The organism is Paraliobacillus sp. JSM ZJ581, from assembly GCF_044383835.1.
Classification (GTDB): domain Bacteria; phylum Bacillota; class Bacilli; order Bacillales; family Amphibacillaceae; genus Paraliobacillus.
The window spans coordinates 91,595-115,879 of the sequence record NZ_JBISEP010000002.1 but is presented as its reverse complement, the minus strand read 5'-3'; the positions used below and the strand labels follow the sequence as shown (position 1 = coordinate 115,879).

General features: G+C 34.6%; 24 protein-coding genes and 2 riboswitches. Of the genes, 22 read left to right on the top strand and 2 right to left on the bottom strand.

The annotated features are described in order from the left end of the window. Positions 1–76 precede the first annotated feature (76 nt). The 14 genes from argC to ACH6CY_RS02200 all read left to right on the top strand — a co-directional run bounded on the left by argC (position 77) and on the right by ACH6CY_RS02200 (position 12,571). The gene (gene argC / locus ACH6CY_RS02265) at positions 77–1,114 is read left to right on the top strand and encodes an N-acetyl-gamma-glutamyl-phosphate reductase (RefSeq protein WP_374065609.1); all 1,038 of its coding nucleotides are present in this window, start codon (positions 77–79) and stop codon (positions 1,112–1,114) included. 19 nt (positions 1,115–1,133) lie between these two features. Next, a complete protein-coding gene (gene argJ / locus ACH6CY_RS02260; protein WP_374065608.1) occupies positions 1,134–2,363 on the top strand; it encodes a bifunctional ornithine acetyltransferase/N-acetylglutamate synthase in 1,230 nt (409 codons plus the stop codon). Between the two features lie 11 nt (positions 2,364–2,374). Then, entirely contained in the window at positions 2,375–3,175 is an 801-nt protein-coding gene (gene argB / locus ACH6CY_RS02255) for an acetylglutamate kinase (RefSeq protein ID WP_374065607.1), read from the top strand. After that, positions 3,168–4,364, top strand: coding sequence for an acetylornithine transaminase (locus ACH6CY_RS02250; RefSeq protein ID WP_374065606.1), 1,197 nt, complete (start codon positions 3,168–3,170; stop codon positions 4,362–4,364). Before argB ends, ACH6CY_RS02250 begins: the two co-directional genes overlap by 8 nt. A 59-nt stretch (positions 4,365–4,423) precedes the next feature. Continuing rightward, a riboswitch (PreQ1 riboswitch) is annotated at positions 4,424–4,471 on the top strand. An 82-nt stretch (positions 4,472–4,553) separates the two neighbouring features. Then, positions 4,554–5,051: a preQ(1) synthase gene (queF, locus tag ACH6CY_RS02245; RefSeq protein WP_374065605.1), complete on the top strand. Its 498-nt coding sequence runs from the start codon at positions 4,554–4,556 to the stop codon at positions 5,049–5,051. 54 nt (positions 5,052–5,105) lie between these two features. Next, a complete protein-coding gene (locus ACH6CY_RS02240) occupies positions 5,106–5,765 on the top strand; it encodes a queuosine precursor transporter (protein WP_374065604.1) in 660 nt (219 codons plus the stop codon). A gap of 287 nt (positions 5,766–6,052) precedes the next feature. Further along, entirely contained in the window at positions 6,053–6,223 is a 171-nt protein-coding gene (locus ACH6CY_RS02235) for a transposase family protein (RefSeq protein ID WP_374065603.1), read from the top strand. A 290-nt stretch (positions 6,224–6,513) separates the two neighbouring features. Next, on the top strand, positions 6,514–6,891 hold the full coding sequence (locus tag ACH6CY_RS02230; RefSeq protein ID WP_374065739.1) for a thioredoxin domain-containing protein: 378 nt from the start codon (positions 6,514–6,516) through the stop codon (positions 6,889–6,891). Between the two features lie 348 nt (positions 6,892–7,239). Further along, entirely contained in the window at positions 7,240–8,007 is a 768-nt protein-coding gene (locus ACH6CY_RS02225; protein ID WP_374065602.1) for an ATP-binding cassette domain-containing protein, read from the top strand. Between the two features lie 460 nt (positions 8,008–8,467). After that, positions 8,468–9,373, top strand: coding sequence for a hypothetical protein (locus ACH6CY_RS02220; protein ID WP_374065601.1), 906 nt, complete (start codon positions 8,468–8,470; stop codon positions 9,371–9,373). A 128-nt stretch (positions 9,374–9,501) separates the two neighbouring features. Beyond that, positions 9,502–9,765: a hypothetical protein gene (locus ACH6CY_RS02215; RefSeq protein ID WP_374065600.1), complete on the top strand. Its 264-nt coding sequence runs from the start codon at positions 9,502–9,504 to the stop codon at positions 9,763–9,765. Then, complete coding sequence (locus ACH6CY_RS02210; RefSeq protein ID WP_374065599.1) at positions 9,749–10,036, top strand: hypothetical protein; 288 nt, start codon at positions 9,749–9,751, stop codon at positions 10,034–10,036. The genes ACH6CY_RS02215 and ACH6CY_RS02210 overlap by 17 nt, the downstream gene beginning before the upstream one ends. 763 nt (positions 10,037–10,799) lie before the next feature. After that, positions 10,800–11,801, top strand: a complete 1,002-nt coding sequence (locus tag ACH6CY_RS02205; RefSeq protein ID WP_374065598.1) for an acrylyl-CoA reductase family protein — start codon at positions 10,800–10,802, stop codon at positions 11,799–11,801. A gap of 35 nt (positions 11,802–11,836) precedes the next feature. Beyond that, a complete protein-coding gene (locus ACH6CY_RS02200) occupies positions 11,837–12,571 on the top strand; it encodes an NAD-dependent protein deacylase (RefSeq protein ID WP_374065597.1) in 735 nt (244 codons plus the stop codon). A 75-nt stretch (positions 12,572–12,646) separates the two neighbouring features. Here ACH6CY_RS02200 and ACH6CY_RS02195 read toward each other — a convergent pair whose 3' ends face one another. Continuing rightward, positions 12,647–13,048: a secondary thiamine-phosphate synthase enzyme YjbQ gene (locus tag ACH6CY_RS02195; protein ID WP_374065596.1), complete on the bottom strand. Its 402-nt coding sequence runs from the start codon at positions 13,046–13,048 to the stop codon at positions 12,647–12,649. A 132-nt stretch (positions 13,049–13,180) separates the two neighbouring features. Here ACH6CY_RS02195 and ACH6CY_RS02190 point away from each other — a divergent pair, with 132 nt between their 5' ends. Then, positions 13,181–13,561 (top strand): RidA family protein, encoded by a 381-nt coding sequence (locus ACH6CY_RS02190; RefSeq protein ID WP_374065595.1) that lies wholly within the window; start codon positions 13,181–13,183, stop codon positions 13,559–13,561. A gap of 103 nt (positions 13,562–13,664) precedes the next feature. Then, the gene (locus tag ACH6CY_RS02185; RefSeq protein WP_374065594.1) at positions 13,665–14,567 is read left to right on the top strand and encodes a DUF1002 domain-containing protein; all 903 of its coding nucleotides are present in this window, start codon (positions 13,665–13,667) and stop codon (positions 14,565–14,567) included. A gap of 363 nt (positions 14,568–14,930) precedes the next feature. Here ACH6CY_RS02185 and ACH6CY_RS02180 read toward each other — a convergent pair whose 3' ends face one another. Continuing rightward, positions 14,931–16,112, bottom strand: coding sequence for an MFS transporter (locus ACH6CY_RS02180; RefSeq protein ID WP_374065593.1), 1,182 nt, complete (start codon positions 16,110–16,112; stop codon positions 14,931–14,933). Between the two features lie 558 nt (positions 16,113–16,670). Between ACH6CY_RS02180 and ACH6CY_RS02175 the strand changes: the two genes are divergently transcribed. From ACH6CY_RS02175 to ade, 6 genes are all read left to right on the top strand, one after another. Beyond that, a complete protein-coding gene (locus ACH6CY_RS02175; RefSeq protein WP_374065592.1) occupies positions 16,671–16,892 on the top strand; it encodes a hypothetical protein in 222 nt (73 codons plus the stop codon). Between the two features lie 357 nt (positions 16,893–17,249). Next, on the top strand, positions 17,250–19,601 hold the full coding sequence (helD, locus tag ACH6CY_RS02170; RefSeq protein WP_374065591.1) for an RNA polymerase recycling motor HelD: 2,352 nt from the start codon (positions 17,250–17,252) through the stop codon (positions 19,599–19,601). A 100-nt stretch (positions 19,602–19,701) separates the two neighbouring features. Further along, a complete protein-coding gene (locus tag ACH6CY_RS02165; RefSeq protein ID WP_374065590.1) occupies positions 19,702–20,541 on the top strand; it encodes an aldo/keto reductase in 840 nt (279 codons plus the stop codon). Between the two features lie 70 nt (positions 20,542–20,611). Beyond that, the gene (locus tag ACH6CY_RS02160) at positions 20,612–21,079 is read left to right on the top strand and encodes an NUDIX hydrolase (RefSeq protein ID WP_374065589.1); all 468 of its coding nucleotides are present in this window, start codon (positions 20,612–20,614) and stop codon (positions 21,077–21,079) included. A gap of 125 nt (positions 21,080–21,204) precedes the next feature. Next, entirely contained in the window at positions 21,205–22,059 is an 855-nt protein-coding gene (locus ACH6CY_RS02155; RefSeq protein WP_374065588.1) for an HAD family hydrolase, read from the top strand. A 46-nt stretch (positions 22,060–22,105) separates the two neighbouring features. Continuing rightward, positions 22,106–22,206: riboswitch (purine riboswitch) on the top strand. Between the two features lie 112 nt (positions 22,207–22,318). Then, the gene (gene ade, locus ACH6CY_RS02150; RefSeq protein WP_374065587.1) at positions 22,319–24,112 is read left to right on the top strand and encodes an adenine deaminase; all 1,794 of its coding nucleotides are present in this window, start codon (positions 22,319–22,321) and stop codon (positions 24,110–24,112) included. Positions 24,113–24,285: the final 173 nt, after the last annotated feature.

The following is a 24,285-nucleotide window of genomic DNA, read 5'->3' as shown; positions in this document are numbered from 1 at the left end:
ATAATTGTTGTATAAAAATACAAAATAAAGTATAATAATTAACTACAATCAGAAGCGGAATAGGAGAGTTGTGGAGATGAATGTAGCTATTATAGGTGGTTCTGGTTATGGAGCGGCGGAATTAACACGATTGTTAAATATGCATCCGCATGCAGAGTTAACTACAATTATTTCTCATTCTAAAGATGGGACTGATTTTTCAATGGTCTACCCCCATATGAGTGAGATCGTCACACTAACGATGGAACAATTAAATATAAAAAAATTAACTGAAACAATTGACCTTGTTTTTTTTGCAACACCTTCCAATGTTAGTACAGAACTAATTCCAATTTTTTTAGATCATGAGCTTACTTGCATTGATTTATCAGGAGATTTCCGTTTAAAGTCAGCTACTACTTATCAACAATGGTATCAAGCAGAATCAGCAGATCAATCTTATTTAGAACAGGCTGTTTATGGACTGAGTGAAATTTTCTCTGATCAAATTCAATCAGCGAAATTACTAGCCAATCCAGGGTGTTATCCAACCGCTGCACTATTAGGTTTGATACCAGTTGTCCAACAAGGGTGGATTAATACAAATAGTATTATTATTGACGGGAAAACAGGTGTATCTGGTGCCGGAAGGGGACTTTCCTTAAATGTCCATTTTTCTGAAATGAATGAAAATACGAAAGCCTATAAATTAGGTGTTCATAAACATGTTCCTGAAATGGAGCAAACCCTTCAGTCATTTGTCAAAGAAGAAATACAGCTTACTTTTACACCACACGTTGTACCAATGACGAGAGGGATTATGGTTACTTGTTATGCTAGTCTAAAAGAAAAAGTGGATCAACAAACCGTTCAGTCATTCTATCAAACTTTTTATGACAAACATCCATTTGTTCGATTACGATCAGATATTTCCTTACCTGCAACAAAAGAAGTCTACGGAAGTAATTATTGTGACATTGCGGTTCATGTAGATGAGCGAACGAATCGATTAACTGTGATTGCAGTAATTGATAACTTAGTAAAAGGTGCGGCTGGGCAAGCGATACAAAACATGAATTTGATGTGTGGATGGGATGAGACAACAGGATTACAACACTCTCCTATCTATCCTTAACTATAGAAAGGATGAAATGATGAGTCATTTATTAGCTGTAGATAAGATAAAGATTTTACAAAATGGAAATGTTACTTCGCCAATTGGGTTTTCAGCAGGGGGATTACATTGTGGGATACGTAAGAAAAAATATGATCTTGGTTGGTTATATTCAGCACAGCCTGCTACAGCAACAGGTGTCTATACAACAAACTTATTTCAAGCAGCACCTCTACAAGTAACTCAAAAAAGTATAGCGAATGGACAAAGCCTGCAGGCAATCATTGTGAATTCAGGTATTGCAAATGCATGCACTGGAGAACAAGGCGTGACAAATGCATATGAAATGAGAGAGTTGATCGCGAAAAAACTAGACATAGCAATAGATGATGCAGCTGTTGCATCTACTGGTTTAATTGGTGAACAGCTGCCAATGGAAAAAATTCGATCAGGTATTGAACGAATCAATCCACAAGATAATAGTCAAGCAAATCATTTTGAGACAGCTATTTTAACTACAGATACAAAAGAAAAAAAGGTAGCTGTTGCTTTTGAGATAGATGGAAAAGTGGTCACAATAGGAGGTGCAGCGAAGGGATCAGGCATGATCAATCCTAACATGGCTACTATGCTTGGATTTATTACAACCGATGCGAATGTGTCTCAGGAATCTCTAGAACAAGCGTTAAAACAACATACGAGTCAATCGTTCAATATGATTACGGTTGATGGAGATACAAGTACAAATGATATGGTGTTAGTGCTTGCAAATGGAATGGCGGAAAATCGCTTGTTACACCAATGTCATCCAGAATGGGATATTTTCTTAGAAGGATTGTATATCGTTTGTGAGGTGCTTGCAAAAGAAATAGCGCGAGACGGGGAAGGTGCAACTAAGCTAGTTGAAGTTCACGTAGAAGGAGCAGTTACGGACGAAGCAGCACAAGTAGTTGCCAAAAAAATAATTTCATCGAACTTAGTAAAAACAGCGATACATGGTTCAGATCCTAACTGGGGACGAATTATAACGGCAATTGGTTATAGTGGTCAAATACTGAATCCAAATGAAGTTTGTATTTCATTAGGTGTAATCGATGTCGTTCGAAATGGTATGCAAGTTATATTTGGTGAAGAAGCAGCAAAGGCCTATTTATCCAAAGATACTATAACGATTCATACTAAAGTTGGACATGGAGAAGGGGAAGCAATTGCCTGGGGATGTGATTTATCTTATGAATATGTTAGGATAAACGCTTCATATCGCACATAGGAGATGAAAAAATGAAGTATATAGTAATTAAATGTGGCGGAAGTATTGTTGATCGATTAACAGCAGATTTTTATAAAAACATAGCGCAATTGCATAAAAAAAAGAAAATTAATTTAATTATTGTTCATGGTGGTGGCCCAATGATCTCCACCTATTTAAAGCAAATGAATGTTGCTACAACATTTGTTGACGGATTACGTGTAACAACCACAGAAGTGTTAGACGTTGTAGAAATGGTATTAAGCGGAGCGGTGAATAAGCAGATTGTTAGAAACTTAAATCATCAGCATGTAAAAGCAATTGGAATGAGTGGTATAGATGGGAGTTTACTCGAAGCTGTTCCTGTAAAAGATGCCGATCGGATTGGTTATGTAGGAAATATTAAGCGAGTAAACACATCCGTGCTAACAGATGTTATTGAAAAAAATTATATTCCGGTAATTTCTCCGATCGCATTAGATGGCAGTAATCAACGTTATAATATTAATGCAGATATTGCAGCATCAGCAATTGCGCAAGCATTAAAAGCAAAGCTGTGCTTTATTAGTGATATACCGGGTATTATAGTGGAAAACAATGGGGAAAAGCAGACACTCCATGAAACTAGTAAACAAGAGATTGAACAATTAATCCAATCCAAGGTGATATACGGTGGAATGATTCCTAAAGTAAAAGCAGCTATAACGGCACTAGAAAAAAATGTACCAGAAGTAAGTATAGTAGATGGGATTAAATCAGGTACGTTAATTGATTTTATTGATGGAAAGAAAGTTGGGACAACGATTCAATTAGAGGAGGTATCTCATGTTTGATGTATTAACCGATAAAATAAATAGTTGCGTGATGCCAACATATAATCGTTTTCCAATTGCATTAAAAAAGGGGAAAGGAAGCTATGTATGGGATCAAGAGGATAAAGCATATCTTGATTATACATCAGGAATAGCAACATGCAATTTAGGACACGTCCCAGCTACGGTCAAAGTAGCAATAGAAAGCCAATTAAATGAACTATGGCATTGTTCCAACCTTTATACCATTCCTTCACAAGAGCAATTAGCTAATAAATTAGTGGAACATACAGTATTTGACCAAGTTTTCTTTTGTAATAGTGGTGCAGAAGCAAATGAAGCGGCAATTAAGATAGCGAGGCGTTATGCGCAAGAAATAAACCAATCAAATAAATATGAAATTGTAACTTTCAACCAATCATTTCACGGACGCACCTTGGCTACCCTTTCGGCAACAGGCCAAACAAAAATTCAAGCTGGTTTTAATCCACTGACGCCAGGGTTTAGATACCTTCCTTATAACGATAGAAAAGCATTAAAAGACCTCATTCGACAAGAAACTTGTGCTGTTTTATTAGAGTTAGTCCAAGGGGAGGGGGGAGTAGTTCCAGCGGACCAGATATGGGTTCATGAGCTTGTACGTTTATGTAAAGATAATGATGTCTTAGTAATGGTTGATGAGATACAGACAGGTATAGGTCGAACAGGCTCGCTATTCGTTTATGAAAATTATCAAATCGAACCAGATGTCATTAGTGTCGCCAAAGGATTAGGATCGGGATTTCCTATTGGTGCGATTTTAGCAAAAAATGATGTGGCAAAAGCTTTTCAACCGGGATCACACGGGAGTACATTTGGTGGGAATCCATTGGCAGCCACGGCGGGATTAGCAACCGTGCAAACGATGATGCAAACGGATCTGCTAACGGAAGCCAAACAAAAAATGGCATATTTTTGGTCTGAATTAAAAGGTTTAGCAAGTAAGACACCAGAAATAAAACAAATACGAGGAAAAGGATTTTTAATCGGGATAGAGGTGAAAGGCAAAGCGATTGACTATGTGACAAAGGCAAGGAAAGCTCATCAATTATTAATACTAGTTGCTGGGGACAACGTTATTCGTATTTTACCCCCATTAACGACTACAAAAGAGGAAATCGATTATGCGCTCGCCAAATTGAAAGCAGTGTTTGAGAATGATAATGGTTGACAGCAATTAGCTTGATCGATATAATGATTTGAGCAAATGGATGCGATTCCGTTTAGAATACAGGAGAGGTTCTTAGCAATAAACCCTCTATAAAAAACTAAGGACATATGACGTGATTAAGCCATATCCTTAGGAATGGCTTTTTTTTATGGGTGATTTGTAAAAATAATACAGAAGGAGGCTACCACTATGGCAGGAAGAAAAGATGAAGATTTAAAGGATCTTTCCTTGTTAGGCAGCCAAGGAACAGATTATCGTTTTGATTATACACCAGAAGTTCTTGAAACTTTTGATAATAAACATCCAAATCGTGACTACGTTGTGAAATTTAACTGTCCAGAATTCACAACGCTTTGTCCGAAAACGAGACAACCTGATTTTGGTACAGTTTACATTAGTTATATACCTGGAGAAAAGATGGTTGAAAGTAAGTCATTAAAGCTATATTTATTTAGTTTTCGAAATCATGGTGATTTTCATGAGGATAGTATGAATATCATTATGAATGATCTCATTGACTTGATGGATCCTCGATATATTGAAGTGTGGGGAAAGTTTACTCCAAGAGGTGGTATTTCGATTGATCCATACTGTAACTATGGAAAACCAGGAACCAAATTTGAAGAAATGGCTACACACCGTTTAATGAATCACGATATGTACCCTGAAAAAATTGACAATCGCTAATGAGGGTTAGCGCAAAGAATCTCCTTTTCCATTCATAAAAAAGGAGAATTAATGATGTTTATCTATTTAAATGGCTTATTTGTAGGACTATTGATTTTATCAAATATTATTGCTGTAAAATTAATTACTATTGGAGATCTTGTTTTGCCTGGAGCTGCAATCGTATACGTTGTCACTTATTTAATAACAGATGTGGTTGGTGAAGTTTATGGAAAAGAAGCAGCAATGAAGACGGTTCGCGCCGGATTTATCACCCAAATCGTTGCTCTGCTATTCATATTTGTATCAATTCACTTACCAGCAGCTTCCGCATTTAGTATGCAAACCGAATTTGAAATGATTTTAGGCGGAAGTTTTCGTGTCATGTTTGCTAGTTTACTTGCTTATTTAGTCAGTCAGCATATTGATGTTGCGATCTTTCATAAATTGAAGCAACGTCACGGTGACAAAAAACTTTGGTTGCGTAACAATTTGTCAACCGTATCTAGTCAGCTACTAGACACAATCATCTTTATTGTTGTTGCATTTGTCGGAATTGTTCCAACCAATGTATTAATAGGCATGATTGCAACGCAATATGTTTTTAAGTTTATCGTTGCCATTGTGGACACGCCAATAACATATTTGCTTGTCCGGTTAGCGAAAAAAGAACAAAACAAACTAGAAAAAATGAATCTTGATAAAACCAATACGATCACGCCTGTTAATAGTTAAAATGAAATAACCGAACGATAATGCATAGTGATTATCGTTCGGTTATTTTATTTTGACTCTATACTAAATGTGGTCGTTCTTCTGTTCTATCAAGGCTTCAAAAGAAGCGGAAAAACACACGCTATCCCCTCTCTTTTGTTACCCTAGAGTTGTAGACACCAAAGGAAAAGAAAATCATGCAAAAAAAAATTTATCATAGAAATGTTAGGGATGAAAGATAAGTATATCGCTATTTGGGATATGCGAAATGAATCAAGTGCCTTCTATGTAGAGAGCTTATTACAGCGATGAAGAAACAGACATGTTCAATTTGTAAAAAGAGAATGAAGCGCGTTCATAATTATCGTATTCAGCTTATTCAAGGGCTGATTATTTCAAATAAACTAGTGAAAATTTCTTTAAGAAAGCGACGTTATTTATATGCACATTGCCATCATGTTTTCTACTTCTGTATTTGAGATATAAAATAACTTCAAGAAATAGCACTATATATTCATTTTTATTGCATTATATTACATTCTCTAAAACATGTGGTATGCTATTTTTATTACATATTATATAAATTATTCCAAGTTCAGCTTAGTTCAAATATTAACAGAAAGGAATGTGAACTTTGAGTAAATATGGTTCTGTTATTGCATTAATTATAACTGGTCAATTTTACCTTAGTGATCAAACTATAATAGAACAAACAGATGTAAAATGCTTAAGACATAAATCAGTCATATGATACGACACCTATTGGAGAATAGAAGTCACTTGGTTTTTAGAAAATCAAGAAGCAACCAATGAAGTGCTATTAGTTTTTGATTACTCTTGTCTATGGTGTAAGAAATGGATGGATGAAGTATTACTAGAATTAGAAGAGAACTGGATTAATATAGACTCAGTGAAATTTCTTATGGGAATCATGGTTTATTTAAATGATGCATCCTTACGGTTATCAAACTTTGACCAAAGTTTAAAAAGGTATTACTCGAATATGTATTATGAAATTTCTCGTGAGGTTATGAAAGAGGCAGAGAATCAAGAAGAGGAAGCATGTACATGGAGAACAGCGGAATATATAAATGAAACCATTCTATTTATGTCAATGGAAAGAAAATACAAGATTTGTTTAGTTTAGAGGAAATTGAATCACAATTAAATTTAAAACCTTTTTCTAATAATCTAGACATTCGCTTGTTGGAAAACGCTCACCTTCAACAGCTTGTTTACTACCAAGTACAACGTCAAGCAAATTAGTTTTTACCACTCATCAAGTAACCACTAAGGCTTCACTATAATCACTATCCAAATTATTGTTAGTGTTGTACGGATAGCATTTCGCATGTGGGTATGTCAAAAATATGATAATGACACGGAGTATGATAGAGAAATTATTTTTCTCTTAACGTATTTTGTAAATAGCTATAAAAGGAATAGAATATTGTTAATTCTATGCCTTGCAAACTATCATTTTAGGAGTGTAAATATGATTTCTTTATCTATTAAAAAGAAAAAATACAATACGTTCGAATTAAAAGACATATCAATGAAAATAAAACCTGGTGAAATTACTTTGTTACTAGGTCATAATGGGGCAGGGAAGACAACAATTATTAAATCATTGTTTGGACTAACTGAATATGATGGAGAGCTTATACTAAATAATCGTAAACTTTCCTTTGATTCTAAAGAAAATACAGATTATTTTAAAAATCAAATAGCTTATTTACCAGATAATATAACACTATTAGATTATCTAACTCCAACAGAGTATTTTCAATTAATGATGTCATCTAATGGAATGATAAACCAAAGTAGTTATTTAGATAAGTTAATTCAAATATTTAATTTTAACACCTATCTACATGTTCCTATCAAAAATCTGTCCCACGGAAATAAAAAGAAAACGCAAATCATCTCGCAATTATTTAGAGGAACAAACTTTTTGGTTTTTGATGAACCAACAAACGGTCTAGATCCAGATATGATTATAACATTAAAACGAGTATTAGCAAAGTTAAAACTACAGGGAAAAGGTATTCTTATTTCTACACATGATTTAAACTTTGGTAAAAATTTATTTGATAGTATCGTTATTCTTAGAGACGGAAAAATGAAACTCAATAGTACAGTTGAGGAAGTAATTAGTAAATTTGGATCCATCTCATTAGAAGAATTATATACGAAAGTAAATGAAGATTATTATAGTTATATTGAGGGGTTATTAGATGAGCTTAATATATCAAATGATTAAAAGAAAAGAAATCTCAAAGTTGATAAGAAAAGCACGAGATTTACTTATTAGCAATCCATCTCATTTTATACTAATTTCTTTAGGACTTTTGTTAATATATATCGTTTATGGCGTACTAACTTTACAAACGTTAACACCGATGGAAATAGACTTAGAGCTTATTTCTCTCAACCTAATTAAGTTGAGTTTAATCTTAAGTACTTTCTTTGTAATAATTCTTAGAAACATATTCGATGATGCTGACATAGTTTTTCTGTATTTGAATACGAAAGTAAGGGCCTATCAGATGACATTCAGTAGAATTTTTATACCATTCTTGTTCTGTCTTTTCCTATTAGTTCTTATTTCTCTTCCTATTTTGATAAGTAGTATCATTATAGGATATTCAATGAATCCTCTTCATGTCTTGTTGTTACTAATGATATTTGCTATAAATTACTTTCTTTCTTTTACTTTATGGATGGTTGTTAAAGTAGTAACAGCAAAATTATTAGGTATTAAAGATCGGTTTTGGTTAAATACTTTTATTCAAGTTGGTCTTATTGTAAATATTATTTTAGTCATAAACCCATTACGAGCATTCCTAGGAGATAGTACAGGTCTAACTTTTACTTTCCTGTTTATTATAAGCATCATCTTGATATACTGCTTTGATCAACTCACATTGTATTTTCTGAATATTACATTCAAGCAACAAGATGCAGGATTTCTCTCACATACATATGTATCTAAGAACTTCATTAAAAAAAATAAATTACTACTTCAATCTAAGTTAGAATTTGTACACTTTTTCAGAAATGAAATTTATAAGGAACAAGGATTTTTTTTCATTATTTTAACGTTTATTTTAAGTCTTCATCATTATTTAGAACCATCTAATTTCTCCATAATCTATTCTTTGATATTAAATTATGGATTGAAAGAGATTTTGATCATGTTACCATTAACAATCGGTATTCATTTCAGAAAATACAAATATTCCATCTATACCTTAAATGTAGGGAAGTACCAATATTTCTTATCTAGATTGTTCATTATGTATCTACTAAACGGTATGACGTATTTTTTATTTATAACCATTAGTTATTTTGTAACAGGAATGAAGGTACATGGATACTTGGATATCTTTTTCATTATTGCCTTTATAACTATGCTGTCAACACTAGTAGGTTTTGTTATTAAAATAAATGAGATAAACAAAATATATGTACTATTTCTATTGTTGATTATTGTAAATGTCATCGATATGTTTATAAAACAACTTTTTGAAGTTCAATTAATGGTGCAAATTACTTACATTTCACTTTCTGTTATGATGTTTTTCGTAGTTGCAAATGTATATCTAAGGAGACCTATAGTCAAATGATATTCAACTCTTTTTTGATTACATTTCTCTTGATAACTTTAGCTGTTTTTATTTTACATGAAATAGGACATATTCTTTTTGTAATGATATTTAACATTTCAGAAAGAAAGCCTTTCTACTATTTTAGTGTGAGATTTAATATAAAATTTTTTTATGTGATTCATGAGAAATTTGAAAAAGATATTAAAAATTTAATTGTAGCAATATCTGGATGTTTATTTCCAATAGTTATATCTAGCATTATTTTTTCCTTTATTAATAATCAAATTACAAATATGTTTATATTGGTTGCATTCGGCAATCTTGTTATGCTACATCCACGTTTACCAGATGGAGAAAATATAATAAAAATTCTAAAAGAAATGAGGGATAGCAATGGTAAAAGCGTTTAAAGCTGTATCAAGCGGATTAAGTTTCACATTCTTTTATGTATTGACTGTATTTATCACACCAATCATTCTATTGTTATTAGGTAAATCCAATATTGTTTTAGATCCAGCAGTTTTTGGGTCACACCTTTATATTATTAAAGTTGAAGAAACTACATTCTCAACAGAGGCGACCATCCTAGGTGGTGCATTGTCATTTGTAATAGGAGTGGTTATCCACTTTGTCATAATATATTTATTAAGGTTTAAAAGAAATGCTACCAAAGAAGCATAATAACTTACTATATAAGGAAATACCTTGTTGCATTTTAAAATAAAAGCGAGTGTTTATTTATGAATAAAGCGAGTTTATTATGTCACCTTAAATTTTTTTGTACCTTACTTTTAAAGTGCAATTGCAACATTATAAGGAGCATTATAATAAAAACGGCAAGTAAATCTAAATTAGTCTTGTTTTTATAGGTTAATTTTATTCCAAGGATTTTTCTAATTTAGATTTCTATATTTGGCAAGTGAAAAATGAATGCCATTGGTGACCTCTGATTATTCATGAGATAATGAATTGTTTATAACGAGTGCTAACGCAACAAGAAATAAGAAGCGTCTGATTATAAAAGCTCCTTAGCAGAGGAAATAGGCGAGACTCCTTGAAAATGAAGTGTGATTTTCTTCGTTCGATGTATTGCTGCGGAAAGCGAGCTTATTTCCCCTGCTGTTCAGGTTCAAGCACTATTGATAATATAAATGTAATAAAAGAGATGGTGGAGTGAAAACTACGCCACCACATTTGACGGAGAATCTTTATTTTCTATGACAAAATGGTGAAATGGATCGTGTGTGTCATATACGAATGATATGATAGAGTATGAGTGAGGTCAACTAACAATTTTCTAATTTTATATAGAATAGGTTTGATAAACTAACGTCAAGAGAATACTATCCATGCATAATAAAAAAATTAACATTTAATAGTATCATTTATGTCTATGCGTGTGAATAAATAAACAAAGACAAGCAGTCATTTAAGGAGGAATAACATGGTAGATACATTCCATGCCTATCAGTTAACAAAAGAAGATGAGAAGGTAATAGGGACAGTGAAGCAGATTACGGTAAATGATTTACCTGAAGGAGAAGTCTTAATTAAAGTTCACTATTCAAGCATCAATTATAAAGATGCGATGGCCAATATGGACAATAGTGCAATTGTGAAAAGCTATCCATTCATTCCTGGTATAGATCTTGTCGGTGAAGTGGTAGAGTCAGCCGATGATCAATTTGAGTCAGGAGATCCAGTCATTGCAACAAGCTATGGAATTGGTGTATCTCATGATGGCGGCTTTAGTGAATATGCAAGAGTTTCTTCTGCATGGGTGCTTGCCTTACCAGAAGGATTAACAATGAAAGAAGCAATGTTATATGGCACTGCGGGCTTCACTGCAGCACTATCAGTTGATCGTCTAGAACGAAATGGATTAACCCCAGATCAAGGAAAAGTTCTAGTTACCGGAGCAACAGGTGGTGTAGGTAGTTTTGCGATTGCTATGCTAGCTCACAGAGGGTATCATGTTACCGCTAGTTCTGGAAAGGAAAATGCAGTAGATTTTCTTAAATCAATTGGTGCAAGTGAAGTGATCGGAAGAGACGATGTGTATGAAGAAAAGGTTCGCGCTCTAGATAAGCAGGATTGGAGTGCCGCAGTTGATCCTGTTGGTGGTCAAACATTAGCCTCTATTTTGAGTAAATTAAACTATGATGGAGCAGTTGCTGTCAGTGGGCTAACAGGTGGTGTGAAAGTACCAACCTCTGTTTATCCGTTTATTCTGCGAGGTGTTAGCTTGTTAGGCATAGACTCTGTCTATACACCGATGAGTAAAAGAAAAGCGATTTGGAATCGTATGGCAACAGACCTAAAACCATCGACAACTATACTAGACACCATTTTGCATAAAGAAATTACATTAGATCAATTATCAGAAGTATTACCAACACTACTTGAAGGAAAATCATTGGGACGAATCATTGTTCGTCTACAGTAATAAATCAACATTTACTATGTCCAAGAGGTGATTACATGTCACAGTTAGAAACGCTTGCTAATGCAATAAAAAAGTCGAAAAGAATAACATTTCTTACTGGTGCTGGTGTGTCGACTGCAAGTGGCATTCCGGATTTTAGATCTACCAATGGGTTATGGACGGAAGACCAATCGCGTGAGTATTATATATCACGACACTATTTTATGAAAAACCCAACAGATTTTTGGTTGAAATTTAAAGATATATTCCGAGTGAAGCTACTAAAAAATTATCAACCGAACAAAGCTCATTTGTTTTTAAAAGAATTAGAGGAGCAAGGGAAGGAAGTAACGATTGTTACACAAAATGTAGACGGATTACATGAACAGGCTGGTAATCAACATGTGTTAGAATATCACGGTAATTTAAATACTGCTACTTGTCCTGTGTGTGGCACATCGTATGGATTGAACGACCTATTACAGTCAGACGTTCCGGTGTGTAAACAAGAGGGTTGTGGAGATGTGTTGAAGTCAGATGTTGTTCTTTTTGGTGATCCAATCACCCTTCATGAGCAGGCAGAGCATGCAATCAAACAAAGTGACTTGGTTGTTGTATTAGGGACTTCTTTACTAGTGGCTCCTTTTAGTTTATTGCCTTACACTGCTGCAGGGATCGGCATACCGCTAGCTCTAATCAATAGAGAACCTACACCGATGGATACGGTATTTGATTGGATCATCCATGAAGACCTCTTAGATACGATTGAAAAGATAAAGCAAGTGATGTAAAACATTTATGAAAAGTAGTAGGAGTAGATGAAAGAGCAATATTATTTTTCATCTATCCTACTATTTTTTTCACTATTATCCTTCGATTACTTTTACATGATAGGATCGATTTCTAGGACCATCAAATTCACAGAAATAAATGCCTTGCCATGTACCAAGCATCAACCTTCCCTTTGATAAAATAATCATTTGAGCATGACCAACTGTGCTTGTTTTGAGGTGTGCAGCTGTATTTCCTTCCATATGCAAATCTTTCGTATGTTCCCATGGATAAACTTCATCTAGTCGTCTTAAAAAGTCTGTTTTTACATCTGGGTCAGCATTTTCGTTTACAGTAATGCCAGCTGTAGTGTGCATGGAGGAAACAATAACAATCCCATTATTTATTTTTTGTTCTAAGAGCCAATGCTGTATTTTGGGCGTAATATCAACCATTTGATCATGACTATTTGTTCGTAAAGAAAAAGTTTTTTCCATTAAAAATTCACCCTTTCAAAGAATATCATTTGCTATTAGTCTACTAAAAAAATGAAATATGTTAAAATATCATAAATAGAAAATATTAGTTAGCGGTTAAAACGTAACTATAAATTTAGAAAGGAAGATTAGATGACACGTAAAGCAATTCAAACAAATAGAGCACCACAAGCTATTGGTCCATATTCTCAGGCGATTGATTTAGGAGACTTAGTATTTGTTTCAGGCCAAATTCCGTTAGAACCTGAAACAATGGAAGTATTAGAAGGCGATATAGTCGCACAAACAAATCAAGTAATGAACAATTTACAAGCTATTTTAGAAGAAGCGGGATTAACGTTTGAGCATGTCGCTAAATTTACCATTTATATTACGAATATGGATGACTTCTCAAAAATAAATGAAGCTTATGCGAAATTTTTAACAGAACCATATCCCGCAAGAGCAACCGTAGAAGTGAGCAAATTACCAAAAGGAGTTAGTGTGGAAATGGATGTTATTGCAAAACGTTAAGTTTGTAATACTATTTACTAACCGTTTGTAATATAGTTAAAATAGATGTTCTCATGGTGATAGACAGAGAGAATAGATCGATGAAAAAAAGGAGATTACATGTATGATAAAACCATTTAAATGTATGATTGCTGTCTTAGTAATTTTTTTATTCAGTGCTTCCACTAATGTATTAGCTACTAGTGATGATAGTATTGATGAGAAGAACGGAGTACCGCGTGTTGTCTTTGGTGATACGCTTTCTGATAGTCAAAAACAAAAAGTAAGAGAACTGTTAGATGTAACAGACGATAGTGCTGTGCAGGAATATATCGTAACCGGAGAAGATTTAGCGAATTATATTGATGGAGACCCAAGTTCAAATATGTATTCCTCTGCTAAAATCATCAGAAAAGACAAAGGATTTGGCTTAGTAATAAACATTGTTAATGATGACAATATAACTGAAGTAACGAAAGATATGTATGCTAACGCATTGTTAACTGCAGGTGTAGAAAATGCTGAAGTTGATGTTGCTTCCCCTGTTAAAGTGAGTGGTCATTCTGCTCTTACCGGTATTTATAAAGCATTTAATGTTGATGGAGAGTCTTTAGATCAAGGGCGTATGGAAGTAGCTAATGAAGAATTGGAGATAGCTACGGAGCTTGCTGACAAAGAAGGGATGGATCAAGAGAAGGTAAGTGAATTATTAACAACGATTAAACAACAAATCTCTGAACAAGATCCTGTTACAAAAGAAGAGGTAGAACAAATTATAAAAGAACAAATAGAAAACCTTAATATCCAACTAAGTCAAGAAGATATTGCTGCTTTAACTGAATTGTTTAATAAAATGAAAGATCTTAACATTGATTTTAGTAAAGTGTCTAGTCAATTAGAGGATATAGCCAAAAGCATAAAAGATAGAATTTCTGATGTAACAAGTGACCCTGGTTTTTGGGAAGGTGTGAAGAGCTTTTTTTCTAGTATTATTGATGGATTAAAAAATATTTTTACTTCGGAGTAATCTAGCTCAAGTGTTAAACTGAGAGGTGAATGGAGGAAGGTCTATCATTGAATCATTATCATTTTAGTTGTTGTATTGGTCGGTGCAATTGGTTATTTTGTTTTTCGAGTTTATCAGGATTTTTATCATGATTAGGCTATTGCTACTGAAGAAGAAAGTAACACCAAAGAAGAAGAGCGAAAAGTAATGGAATTGTCAGAAGGAAAATTCAAAAAAATGATGGTGAGGATTTAAATCTATCTGGCGTATGCAAGGTGGCACAATTGGAAAAGCGACAGATATATTAATTGAATCAGAAGAAGAAGCATTCAGTAATAGTAGAGAATAAAAAGTTGCAGACCGTTTGGTTTGCAACTTTTTATTTTAATTGAAATACTCCGTCTTAGGCTGTGGATATCGTTTATAAGCTATAAGTAATATAATCCCACAAGCTAATAGTAATGCGCTTGTTACAATAAAAACAGAAGTATAGCCAAACCCACCAGCTAGCGTGCCGCCAAGTATTGGCCCAATAATATTTCCGAAAAAGCGAATGCTTGTATTATACCCCAAGACCTCTCCTTGCATAGCTATTGGCGCTTCTTGACGAATATAGGCAATACGAACAGGTATAATCCCACCGATGGTAATACCAAGTAAAAACCGTAAAATAACAAGCTGCCAAATATTTGACACAAATCCCCCAGGAAGATAAAAGATTGCAGCAAAGAATAAAAGAATAATTAAAATCTTGATATAACCGACACGATCAGCAACTTTACCCCAGTTTCTCGCCATCATTAAGTTGCCAAGTCCAGCGGCTGAAAAAGCAATGCCAGAGAAAAACGCAATATTCTCTGGTCCGTGCAATGCATTAACATACAATGAAAGAATCGGTTGAATACTAAAATGTGCAATTTGAATAAACATAGATACGAGCATCACGATCAACAGCATTGGGTGTTTGATAATGTGCATCAGTACTTCTTTGCTTGAATAGCTTGTAGGTTGTCCTGATTCTGCTTGTATCCTTGTTTCTTTTATCCCGATGAGTACGAGAAAACCAGAAATGAACAAGAGAATTGAAAGCCATTTAAAGCTAGTTGCATAGCCGATCGTGTCAGCAATAATACCTCCGAGTAAAGGCCCCATTAATGTACCAGTAACACTTCCAGTTTGCAGCGTCCCTAGCACTCTACCGGCAATATGTTTAGGCGTTTGTGTAGAAATTAATGCTTGAGACATGGAAATAAAACCTGTAAATACCCCCATGAACAATCGCAAGAAAAAAAGCTGCCAAACAGAAGTGACAAACCCCATAAGAAAAACACACAGTCCTAAACCAAATGCAGAGAACACTAAGATAGGTTTCCTCCCATAACGATCACCAAATTTACCCCAAATGGGTGAAAAAATGAACGCAGCTACAAAAGTTACTCCGAACGTTAATCCCGACCAATTCTGCACATAAGTACTTGAAAAATCCCCTAATGTTTCTATATAAAGTGACAGAAATGGCAATACCATCGTTATGCTACCTGCAATGAAAAAGTTTGCAAACCACATAATAAAGAGATTCTTATTTATTAAATGATTTTCGTTCAAGCTTACCACTTCTTTCAACGTGCATATATTTCGCTACTCTAAATATATATCATAGCTTACTCAAGAAGGATTTTAAAGTGATACGCAGAATAAGGGATATGCTGACTTTATCATAATAGCTAACGCGAAAATATAAAATGTATTACGAATAAAATTACATTTTCCCCTTTGGTGTTAGAATGAATATAAGCTTGTAGAGAGAGTTTTTTTGAAAGGGTCTATTTATTTTAATAGCAGAAAGAAGACCTTCATTATATGAAAAAGCATACGTTAAAGATTACGATCATTATTTTACTTTGAAGTTTTGTGTTCGTGACAGGTTGCTTTTTATTTGAAGATTCAAATGAAGACAATAACATTAAAATTATTAAGGCTGTTTTAACAAATACCTTATAGGACCAAGCGAAGAACTAATTAAAACGTATAAGAATGCAGAAGAAGGGAAGCATCAACTACCAATAACTCCTACTATCAAGATCATTTCCAAGCATGTTTTACTGAGAAGTATTATGAGACGTAGTGCAAATAGGGTTAGTGTCCGAATTTCATACAAACGCATACCGTAATGACGTCCAAATGAAAGTAAAGGACATATATGTTGAACAAAATGAAGAAGCGGATACTTCTTACAAATTCACGGTTAAAGTGCAGGTCGGTCAAAAAGAAAAAAATGTAACAGGAAGACTTGGAATCAAAGTAATTTCCTTGTTAATAAAAATGAGCTACCATCTAAATGGATAGCGGTGGTTCCGTGAGGTAAAGCATGTGTATTAAGACTTCGCAGGAAGTGAGATTCTTCCTGGGAGGTTCAACTCATACCCGCAGAAAACGTCCGTCAGTAGTGAGCGAGGTTTTTATGTTTTTGAATGCGCAAAAATAAATTAAATATATGCAATGGGGGAGGCTCCAAACAGTTGAAATAACATGTTTATTTCAACTGTTTGGTTTTTTATTTGTTGCATATAGCGTTGTGTGTGAAAAAATTGCTAAGATCCTTTTGGTTGTGGCAAGATAATAATTACTATATTATAATTGCATGAATTTGAAATGTTAAAATACATTTATAATGTTGTATGGTTTTTAGTGGAGGTTGATACCATGGATGAACAAAATAAAGATTGGAAAATAGAAAAAGATCGTGTCGATAGAGTAAAGACACTTATAAGTCAGAAAATAGAAAATCTAGGTAAACATATTAAAATTTTAAAGGACCGAGTAATTGATATACGTAAAAACTTTTGGGATGACGTCACTGTTAATTTGGATGAAATGGATGATGTGATTGAAACACAGGCAAGTTTAAAACAGCAAGCAGAGTTTTTATCTGAACGTGAGCGTAGTCACGGTCAGCTATCAAAAGAATTAGGAACATTAGAACGTTTATATCAATCACCATATTTTGGTCGAATTGACTTTTTAGAAGAAGGAGAAACAACTACTGAACCCATTTATATTGGTATGGCTTCATTAATGGATGAACAAGACGATGACTTCCTTGTTTATGATTGGCGTGCGCCAATTTCAAGCATGTACTATGATTACCCACCAGGAGAAGCTTCTTATCAAGCAATAGATGAAACGGTGCATGGAGAAATAACGTTAAAGCGGCAATACCTGATTCGACAAGGGCAATTGAAAGGGATGTTTGATACGGGGTTAACAATAGGAGATCATTTACTTCAATCTGTTTTAGGAGGGAACGCCTCTACACAAATGAAAAATATTGTTGCAACGATCCAGCAGGAACAAAATCAAATCATCCGTAATGAACGAAGTAAAGTGCTTGTCGTACAAGGTGTTGCCGGTAGTGGAAAGACATCGGCTGCATTGCAACGGGTAGCCTATTTGTTGTACCAATACCGTGAGGAGTTATCTTCGAAAAATATGATTTTATTTTCTCCTAACCCTTTATTTAACAGTTATGTTTCTACTGTATTACCTGAGTTAGGAGAGGATAATATAAAGCAAACTACTTTTTATCAGTATATAGATGCGCAATTAGGTTATCAATTTAAAGTAGAAACCCCATTTGAACAAATGGAATATTATTTGCGCGCAAATAAAAAAAACCCACCCGTTAGAATAGAAGCAATGCGCTATAAAGCAAGCACACATTTTAAACAAAGAATTGATCAATTTTTAATCGGCTTATTAAACGATGGTCTACAGTTCCGCAATATTCGTTTTCGTGGGAAGATTGTTGTATCTAAGAAGCAGATGTATCAGTTCTTTTATTCCTTATCACCAAATCTATCTCTTCCACTTCGTTTTGATAAGCTCAAAGATTGGTTATTGGAGAGGATTGATGATTTAGAAAAAGATGAAAAAGACAAGGATTGGGTATTAGACGAAACAGAATTACTTGAAAAAGATGATTATTTAGAAGTACATCAAAAACTAGAAGCGCAATCTGATTCTTCAGAAGACACATTTACGCATCATGTGACTGAAGAAGCGTTATTACGTAAAAAAGTGATTAAAAAGAAATTAAAAGCCTTACGCGAAAAAATTAAGAAGTTTCATTTTATTGATATGTTGCAAACTTATGTGCAATTATTTGATGTGCAAGATGTTGTAGATGACTCGAATACGCCAGACCAATGGAAAGAAATTTGTGAAGATACGAAAAAAAATCTTCACGTGAATTTTTTGACATGGGAAGATGCTACGCCTTACTTGTATTTCAAAAGTTGCTTAATTGGTTTTCGCACAAATCAAGCAATAAAACATGTCATTGTAGATGAAGCACAAGACTATACGTCATTTCAGTTCGCCTATGTCAGGAGAATCTTTCCAAATAGTCGCATGACCTTATTAGGCGATATGAATCAGGCTATTTATGTCCATGCATTAGCAGAAAATGTTTTAGCAAATCGAGAGGAAAAAAGTTTCGAAAGAGTAGAATTAACGAGAAGCTATCGATCAACAAAACCGATTGTAGAGTTTACTAAATCATGGATGCCTGAAGGGGATGAAATAGAAGCTTTTAATCGTGATGGTGAACTTCCAGAAGTAATCGAAGTAGATGACGTGCGTGTGTTAGAGGACAAAATGCTACAAATGATAGCATCTTACAAAGAGAAGGGTCATCAAACCATTGCGATTATATGTAAGACATTGCATGAAAGTGAGAGGATATACGCTTATCTAAAAGATCAAGTGGACGTAAATTTACTTGATCCAAATGCTCACACGTATCAAAAAGGGGTGCTTGTTATTCCTGCCTATTTAGCCAAGGGAATTGAATTTGATGCGGTAATTATTTATAATGCTTCAACAACTAGATACGAAAATGATCTAGAAAGAAATTTACTTTATACGGCATGCACAAGAGCTATGCATGATTTATTTGTTATATCGCTTGGCGAAGTGACTCCATTCATTCAACAAGTACCGAAGCAATACTTTAAGCATTACAAAATACACTCCGTAGGAAAAAATGATCGTTAGCTTAATGATCGTTATTGCTGCTATATCTTAAGCAAGTTTGTTTTCCAATTACTAATTATATGCGAAAATAAAGGTAGCGAATATAAGGGAGGAAATTCAAATGCCAACACATTTACAAGACACAGTTACACTTCACAATGGTGTGAAAATGCCATGGTTTGGACTAGGTGTGTATAAAGTAGAAGATGGAGATGAAGTGGTTGATTCAGTTAAGAAAGCATTAAATCATGGGTACAAGAGTATTGATACAGCTGCTTTTTACGAAAATGAATCAGGAGTTGGGAAAGCAATTAAAGAATCCGGTGTTCCTCGTGATGAACTTTTTATTACTTCAAAACTGTGGAATAGTGATCAAGGCTATGAATCGACTTTACAAGCATTTGAAGCAACATTAAACCGTCTTGGTTTAGATTATCTAGACTTATATTTAATTCATTGGCCAGTTCCAGCACAGGCGAAATTCAAAGAAACCTGGAAGGCGATGGAGAAATTATATAAAGAGGGAAAGATTAAGGCTATTGGAGTTAGTAATTTTAAGGAACATCATTTAGATGAGTTAATAAAAGCTGCAGAGATTGTTCCAATGGTTAATCAAGTGGAATTTCATCCGCATTTATCACAGAAACCTTTGCGTAATTATTGTGAAAAACATCATATTCAAATGGAAGCTTGGGCTCCTTTAAAGCGAGGCGAAATATTAGATGATCCTGTACTTACAAAAATTGCTGATAAATATGGGAAAACCGCTGCCCAGGTTATCTTAAGATGGGATTTGCAAAGTGGTGTCATTACGATTCCGAAATCAGTGAAAGAAGAACGTATCGTTGCGAATGCAAATATATTCGATTTTTACTTATCTGATGAGGACATGGATGCAATTAATATGCTTAACAAAGATGAGCGAGTTGGGCCAGATCCAGATGAAATGAATAAAGTATAAAAGAAATGACGCTCGTATGGGCGTCATTTTCTAGTATAATAAATGGATAACATAACAAGGGAGCATCAAAATGGATTATATTAGCTATGTACGTCATATGGTTGGTCATAAGCCCTTAATTATGGTGGTCTGTGGAGCAATTGTGTTTGATAGACTTGGCAGAATTCTGTTGCATTTGCGGTCTGATAATCAAACATGGGGATTTCCAGGTGGTTACATGGAATTGGGTGAATCGGTTGAAGAGACAGCAAGACGAGAAGTCTCCGAAGAAACTGGTTTACAGTTAGGTGATTTAACATTATTTAGTGTTTATTCTGGGAAAGGAAATGAAAAAACATTAGTGAACGGAGATCAAGTCGCGCTCGTCCAACATTGGTTTACCTGTCATACATTCAGTGGGGATTTAGTGAAGCAAAATGAAGAGTCATTAGATGCGGCATTTTTTTCATTGGATCATTTACCTGATAATCTATTTCCGAGTCACAAAAAAGTAATTGATGACTTGAAATCAAATAATGAACGACCAATTATACGATAAATGAAGAGTTTAATAGCCTTAATTCTCTTGTATACTGTAAAGCAAGTAGTAACTGCTACAACTTTTAGATGAATAGACATGCTATACTAGTTATAACTGTGATAAGAAAAGGGAGAGCATAATAAATGAGGCACAAAGATCCAAAAGCAATTTTTCTTGATATGGATGGAACGATATTAGATAACTATAATCGAATAAGTGACAAGACGAAACAAATAATAACACAACTAAGAGAAAAAGGAATGCTTGTTTTTATTGCAACTGGTCGATCAAAGGGAGAAGTGTTAACATTCCTTTCCGATGACCTCGAGGTAGATGGTGTAATTAGTTCGAATGGCATGACAGCTTATGTAGGTGACGAAAAAATTGAAGAACATGGCTTGCCGTTTGAACTTGTAAGACGAATCGTTGAGAAAGCACGAGAACATCAGGTTTATTATGAACTTTTTCCGACAACAGGGAAGCGAATAGTTCTTAAAAAAGATTATAATATATTAGCTGAAGAAGTAGAAGACCCGAAACCTGAACGTGTAGGAATTAACGAATGGATTGAGCGAAAAGAGGCAATGAAAGAAGCTATAGACTGGAAAGAAACATTTCCGGAACAAATGTACTCTAAGTTTTATTGCTTTAGTAAACAAGAGGAACATATTAATGATTGGAAGCAAGTATTAGATGAACTTAAGCAATGGATGAATTTTACTACAGCGTCTTCTTCTGACCATAATGTTGAAATAATGGTCGCCAATGTTAACAAAGCAACAGGCATTCAAGCGATTTTAAATAACGTACGTATTGACCCAAGTGACATTCTAGTAATGGGAGATAGCCACAATGATCTCTCTATGTTTCACTTAGCTGGTCAATCCGTTGCAATGCAAAACGCAGTTCCAGAGATTAAGAGCTTAGCAGATGAAGTAACTACACATACTTGTGATGATGAAGGTGTGTATCACTATTTAAAAGCACGCTTTTTCTAATAGAAAGCAGTTGACCTTTTACAAAAGCTATGTTAAAAAGAATAAATATCATTAAATAAAAGTTACATGTATAAGCTTAAGAATTGGCTTAAGCGTTTCTACCGGGTGACCGTAAATCACTGGACTACATGTAGGGAAAAGTGATGGAATAAGAATGCCTACAAGCTATTGTTCTATCATCATCCCTTCATGTAATTACCCAAGGATGAACGCACGCCTTGGGTTTTTTATATTATATAAAAAGAAGGGGTTATCAAACATGGCATACTCATTAGATCAAGTGAATCAACATTTAGCAAAAGTAGCACTAGGAGAAGAAAAGGCAGAACTTGTGATTCAGAATGGTACACTTGTCAATGTGATTACAGGAGAATTATTACCAAACATGGATGTCGCTATTTCAAAAGGACGCATAGCTTATGTAGGAAAAGCAAATCATACGATTGGAACTGTGACAAACGTGATAGATGCAACAGGTAAATATATTGCCCCAGGGTTAATGGATGGGCATATGCATGTAGAGAGTACCATGCTCACTGTAACTGAATTTGCTCGTATTGCACTAACAAAGGGGACGACTAGTATTTTTATGGATCCACATGAAATTGCTAATGTGTTTGGTGTTGAAGGTGTAAGACAGATGCATGAAGAAGGGCAACGATTACCGATGCATGTATTTACCACGTTTCCTTCATGTGTGCCAGCAACAGACGGTCTGGAAGATGCAGGAGCAACATTAGAAGTAGAAGATATTAAAGAAGGATTGACTTGGGATAATGTCGTTGGACTTGGAGAAGTAATGAATTTTCCAGGAGTTATTACAGGAGAACCAAAAATGTTAGGTGAGATTCAAGAAACAATGTTAGCTGGTAAAACAGTGACCGGTCATTTTCCTGATGGTAGTAATGAAATGCTACAAGCGTATATTGCATCAGGGGTTACTTCTTGTCATGAAACAGTAGACCGTGAACAAGCACTTGAGAAACTACGTTTAGGAATGTATGTCATGATACGAGAAGGATCAGCATGGCAAGATGTTAAAGAAGTGATCAAGATCGTAACAGAGGATCGTGTTGCAACGGAACATATATTATTAGTAACAGATGATGTGTATCCACAAACATTAGTAGAAAAAGGTCATATTAATCATGTTGTCAGGCGTGCGATAGAAGAAGGCGTGGATCCTGTTACAGCAATTAAAATGGCAACTTTAAATGTAGCAAGATATTTTAATATGGCTGATGATTTTGGAAGTATTACACCAAGTAAATGCGCGGATATCATCGTATTGGAAAATTTAGAACAAATGGAGCCTAGTGACGTGATTGTAAATGGTCAAGTAGTAGTAGCGGATCAACATTTAGTGGCTACATTACCGAACTATACGTACCCTAATCATATTAAGCAATCCATTCATGTCAAAAATAAACTAGTACCAGATGATTTTAATGTAAAAGTAGATACAACGTCTGAGCAAGTAGTCGTTAATGGTATAAAAGTAATCGAGAATAGTGCAAGAACAGAGAAGATGGAGGCGGTATTGGATGTACAGGATCAACTTGTTATATCAGACCTAGCTCAAGATGTTATTAAATTAGCTTGTATTGACAGACATCACCAATCCGGAGATATATCTGTTGCTTTCGTGAATGGATTTCAATTAAAACGTGGTGCAGTAGCATCCACAGTCGCACATGATAGCCATAATTTATTAGTAATGGGTGTCGATGAAGAGGACATGGCTTTTGCTGCTAATGCGTTAATCGATTTAGGCGGAGGGATGATTGTAGTTGAGGATGGTAACATACTTGCACAAGTTCCAATGCCGATTGCAGGATTAATGTCTGATGCGAATGCAGAGGAAGTGGTCACACAGGTAAAAGACTTAGAAAGAGCTTGGGAAGAACTTGGCTGTCCGATTCACGCACCATTCATGACCTTTTCACTCATTGCTTTACCTGTCATACCTGAAGTGAGAATTTCTAACCGAGGTCTAGTAGATGTTACTACTTTTTCACTTATTCAGGTGATAAAAAGTTTGAAACATATATAGAAGCAAGAAATGACAAGCTTGAGTAAAAATTAAACAAAAGTGAACTATAGCGCAGGATATGAACTATGGTTCACTCTTTTAATAGAAAAGATGATTCAGCGGAGTGAATATGCGGCATTAATGGAAAATAAACATCTATAGCAGATCACTTAAATGATCGATTGATTGCCGAT

What these genes read in the sequence shown, in the direction of transcription:
- argC (WP_374065609.1), top strand. Translation starts at nt 77, where the DNA reads ATGAATGTAGCTATTATAGGTGGTTCTGGTTATGGAGCGGCGGAATTA.
- argJ (WP_374065608.1), top strand. Translation starts at nt 1,134, where the DNA reads ATGAGTCATTTATTAGCTGTAGATAAGATAAAGATTTTACAAAATGGA.
- argB (WP_374065607.1), top strand. Translation starts at nt 2,375, where the DNA reads ATGAAGTATATAGTAATTAAATGTGGCGGAAGTATTGTTGATCGATTA.
- ACH6CY_RS02250 (WP_374065606.1), top strand. Translation starts at nt 3,168, where the DNA reads ATGTTTGATGTATTAACCGATAAAATAAATAGTTGCGTGATGCCAACA.
- queF (WP_374065605.1), top strand. Translation starts at nt 4,554, where the DNA reads ATGGCAGGAAGAAAAGATGAAGATTTAAAGGATCTTTCCTTGTTAGGC.
- ACH6CY_RS02240 (WP_374065604.1), top strand. Translation starts at nt 5,106, where the DNA reads ATGTTTATCTATTTAAATGGCTTATTTGTAGGACTATTGATTTTATCA.
- ACH6CY_RS02235 (WP_374065603.1), top strand. Translation starts at nt 6,053, where the DNA reads ATGAAGAAACAGACATGTTCAATTTGTAAAAAGAGAATGAAGCGCGTT.
- ACH6CY_RS02225 (WP_374065602.1), top strand. Translation starts at nt 7,240, where the DNA reads ATGATTTCTTTATCTATTAAAAAGAAAAAATACAATACGTTCGAATTA.
- ACH6CY_RS02220 (WP_374065601.1), top strand. Translation starts at nt 8,468, where the DNA reads ATGGTTGTTAAAGTAGTAACAGCAAAATTATTAGGTATTAAAGATCGG.
- ACH6CY_RS02210 (WP_374065599.1), top strand. Translation starts at nt 9,749, where the DNA reads ATGGTAAAAGCGTTTAAAGCTGTATCAAGCGGATTAAGTTTCACATTC.
- ACH6CY_RS02205 (WP_374065598.1), top strand. Translation starts at nt 10,800, where the DNA reads ATGGTAGATACATTCCATGCCTATCAGTTAACAAAAGAAGATGAGAAG.
- ACH6CY_RS02200 (WP_374065597.1), top strand. Translation starts at nt 11,837, where the DNA reads ATGTCACAGTTAGAAACGCTTGCTAATGCAATAAAAAAGTCGAAAAGA.
- ACH6CY_RS02195 (WP_374065596.1), bottom strand. Translation starts at nt 13,048, where the DNA reads ATGGAAAAAACTTTTTCTTTACGAACAAATAGTCATGATCAAATGGTT.
- ACH6CY_RS02190 (WP_374065595.1), top strand. Translation starts at nt 13,181, where the DNA reads ATGACACGTAAAGCAATTCAAACAAATAGAGCACCACAAGCTATTGGT.
- ACH6CY_RS02185 (WP_374065594.1), top strand. Translation starts at nt 13,665, where the DNA reads ATGATAAAACCATTTAAATGTATGATTGCTGTCTTAGTAATTTTTTTA.
- ACH6CY_RS02180 (WP_374065593.1), bottom strand. Translation starts at nt 16,112, where the DNA reads ATGTGGTTTGCAAACTTTTTCATTGCAGGTAGCATAACGATGGTATTG.
- helD (WP_374065591.1), top strand. Translation starts at nt 17,250, where the DNA reads ATGGATGAACAAAATAAAGATTGGAAAATAGAAAAAGATCGTGTCGAT.
- ACH6CY_RS02165 (WP_374065590.1), top strand. Translation starts at nt 19,702, where the DNA reads ATGCCAACACATTTACAAGACACAGTTACACTTCACAATGGTGTGAAA.
- ACH6CY_RS02160 (WP_374065589.1), top strand. Translation starts at nt 20,612, where the DNA reads ATGGATTATATTAGCTATGTACGTCATATGGTTGGTCATAAGCCCTTA.
- ACH6CY_RS02155 (WP_374065588.1), top strand. Translation starts at nt 21,205, where the DNA reads ATGAGGCACAAAGATCCAAAAGCAATTTTTCTTGATATGGATGGAACG.
- ade (WP_374065587.1), top strand. Translation starts at nt 22,319, where the DNA reads ATGGCATACTCATTAGATCAAGTGAATCAACATTTAGCAAAAGTAGCA.